Origin of the sequence: Streptomyces sp. NRRL WC-3549 (assembly GCF_000721935.1) — a bacterium.
In the GTDB taxonomy this organism is placed as follows: Bacteria; Actinomycetota; Actinomycetes; order Streptomycetales; family Streptomycetaceae; genus Streptomyces.
This window is the reverse complement of the sequence record NZ_KL585386.1, coordinates 119,769-122,474: the sequence shown is the minus strand read 5'-3', so window position 1 is coordinate 122,474 and position 2,706 is coordinate 119,769. Positions and strand designations below refer to the sequence as shown.

The following is a 2,706-nucleotide window of genomic DNA, read 5'->3' as shown; positions in this document are numbered from 1 at the left end:
ACCCGCGGCGGCGGGCCCGGCCACCCGCTCCCGTCGTGGGCGGCCACCGACCGCGCCGGGCCCGGATAGCAGGCCGTCCCGCAAGGCTCCGGGCGTCGGCAGCCGCGGGCGACGCGCACCGGCCCCGAACAGGCGAACAGGACGGGCCGCCGACCCACACTCCGGCTGCAATGGACGGGTGACCGCACCTCCCGACGACTGCCTCGCGCGCAACGAGTGGATCTGCGGCGACTACCTCACCAGCAGGCGCGGCATCCTGATGGACGCCACGATCCAGCACCTCCAGCTGACCGCCGCGTCCGTCCTGATCGGACTCGTCATCGCGCTGCCGCTCGCCCTGGCCGCCCGCCACCGGCGCTGGGCGGCGGCGCCCGTGCTCGGCGTGACGACCGTCCTGTACACCATCCCCTCACTCGCGATGTTCTCGCTGCTGCTCCCGGTGTACGGGCTCTCGGCCGCCCTCGTCGTCGCCGGCCTCGTCCTCTACTCGCTGACCCTGCTCGTACGCAACATCCTCGCCGGGCTGCGCGCCGTACCCGAGGAGACCCGGCAGGCCGCACGCGGCCTGGGGTACGGGCCCCTGCGCCTCCTGCTGACCGTCGAACTGCCCCTCGCCCTGCCCGCCGCCGTGGCCGGACTCCGCATCGCGACCGTCTCCGCCGTCTCGCTGGTCACCGTGGGCGCGATCGTCGGCTTCGGGGGACTGGGCAACCTCATCTACTCCGGCATGAACACCTACTTCAAGGCCCAGGTGCTCACCGCGTCGGTGCTCTGCGTGGTCATCGCCGTCGCCGCCGACCTGCTGCTGCTCGGTGTGCAGCGGCTGCTGACCCCCTGGACGAGGAGAAGCCCGTGACGACCCTCGCCGACACCTGGTCCTGGCTCACCACCTCCGCCCACTGGTACGGTCCCGACGGCGTCTGGGCCCGGCTGGGGCAGCACCTGTTCCTCACGGCCGTCTGTCTGCTGATCAGCTGCGTCCTCGCGCTCCCCGTGGCGCTCGTCCTCGGCCACCTCGGCAAGGGCGGGGCGCTCGCCGTCAACATCTCCAACATCGGCCGGGCCGTCCCCACCTTCGCCGTCCTCGTCCTGCTCCTGCTCACCCCGATCGGCTCGTCCGGGCAGTGGCCGACCGTGATCGCCCTGGTCCTCTTCTCGATCCCCCCGCTGCTGACCAACGCCTATGTGGGGATGCGCGGGGTCGACCCCGACGTCGTACGCGCCGCCCGGGGCATGGGCATGACGGGCGGACAGATGCTGCGCCGGGTCGAACTGCCGCTGGCCCTGCCCCTCGTCCTCACCGGCGTGCGCGTGGCAGCCGTGCAACTCGTCGCCACCGCCACCCTCGCGGCCCTGGTCGGCGGCGGTGGGCTCGGCCGGATCATCACGGCCGGATTCAACCTGGCATCCACCCCGCAGGTCGTCGCCGGAGCCGTCCTGGTCGCCGTGTTCGCTCTTCTGGTGGAGGGGCTGTTCGAAGCGGGACGGCGGCTCGCCCCGGACCGCTTCCGCGACCGGGAGGCGGCGTGAGGAGGCGGTCCCCGGCCGTCCGGTTCCTGCCCGCCCTGCTCCTGCCCGCCCTGCTCCTGCTGTTCACCGCCGCCTGCGCCACCGGGCCCAGCCTGGAGCACCAGGGCGCCGTCACCGCGCCGCCCGGCGACAGCAAGCACCTGACGATCGGCTCCGCCGGCTTCACCGAGAGCGACCTGCTCGCCCAGATGTACGCCCTGCTGCTGGAGCAGGCCGGGTACTCCACACGGATCCTGTCCGTCACCAACCGGGAGATCTACGAACCGGCCCTGGAGAGCGGCCAGATCGACGTCGTCCCGGAGTACGCGGCCACTTTCGCCGACTGGCTGAAGGCCAAGGCCGACGGGGCCGACGCGGAACCGGCCGGCTCGCCGGATCTGGACACCACCATGAAGGCCCTGCGCGCCCTGGCCGCGCCCCGGGGCCTCACGGTGCTCCCGCCCGGCCGGGCCGTCGACCAGAACGCCTTCGCGGTCGCCGCCACCTACGCGGCGAAACACCGCCTCAAGACCCTCGGCGACCTCGGAAGGTCCGGCCTGCCCGTACGGCTGGCGGCCGGGGACGAATGCGTGAAACGCCCCTACTGCGAACCCGGACTGAAGAGGGTGTACGGCATCGACATCACGGCCGTCGACCCGAAAGGGGTCGGCACCACCCAGGCCAAGCAGGCCGTCCAGAACGGTCAGGACCAGATGGTCCTGACCACCACCACCGACGCCACCCTCGACGACTTCGGGCTGGTGCTGCTGGCCGACGACAAGCACCTGCAGAACGCCGACTACCTCGTCCCCGTCGTCAACCGGGCCCGTGCGGGCGGCAGCGGCGTCCGCGACGCCCTGGGCAAGCTCAACACCGTCCTGACCACCGCCGACCTGGCCCGGATGAACGAGCAGGTCGACAGCTGGCGCAGACTCCCCGAGGACGTCGCCCGCACCTACCTGGAGGCGAAGGGGCTCGTCCCGAAGGGCTGACCCCCTGCCGGGCGAGCACGCCGAGCCGGGACGCGATGCGCTCGCGGTCCCCGACCCCGTCGGCGGTCAGCACCCGGGAGCGCCGGGCCAGGGGCGAGTCGGAGCGGGTAGGAGACGGGTGGGAGTTCGGACTCACCGCCTCCAGGCGGCGGCGCACAGCGCGCGGTCCACCTCCTCGGTGTAGCGGGCGGCACCGAGCCACGCG

Annotated in this window: 3 protein-coding genes; all 3 read left to right on the top strand. The window is 72.9% G+C overall.

Annotated elements, in window-relative coordinates; all coding sequences use genetic code 11:
• Positions 1-178 precede the first annotated feature (178 nt).
• From IH13_RS0104930 to IH13_RS0104920, 3 genes are read left to right on the top strand one after another with little or no spacing between them, the layout of a single operon-like run.
• On the top strand, positions 179-856 hold the full coding sequence (locus IH13_RS0104930) for an ABC transporter permease (RefSeq protein ID WP_031081313.1): 678 nt from the start codon (positions 179-181) through the stop codon (positions 854-856).
• A complete protein-coding gene (locus IH13_RS0104925; protein WP_031081311.1) occupies positions 853-1,530 on the top strand; it encodes an ABC transporter permease in 678 nt (225 codons plus the stop codon). The genes IH13_RS0104930 and IH13_RS0104925 overlap by 4 nt, the downstream gene beginning before the upstream one ends.
• Positions 1,527-2,501: an ABC transporter substrate-binding protein gene (locus IH13_RS0104920; protein ID WP_420713338.1), complete on the top strand. Its 975-nt coding sequence runs from the start codon at positions 1,527-1,529 to the stop codon at positions 2,499-2,501. The genes IH13_RS0104925 and IH13_RS0104920 overlap by 4 nt, the downstream gene beginning before the upstream one ends.
• Positions 2,502-2,706 lie beyond the last annotated feature (205 nt).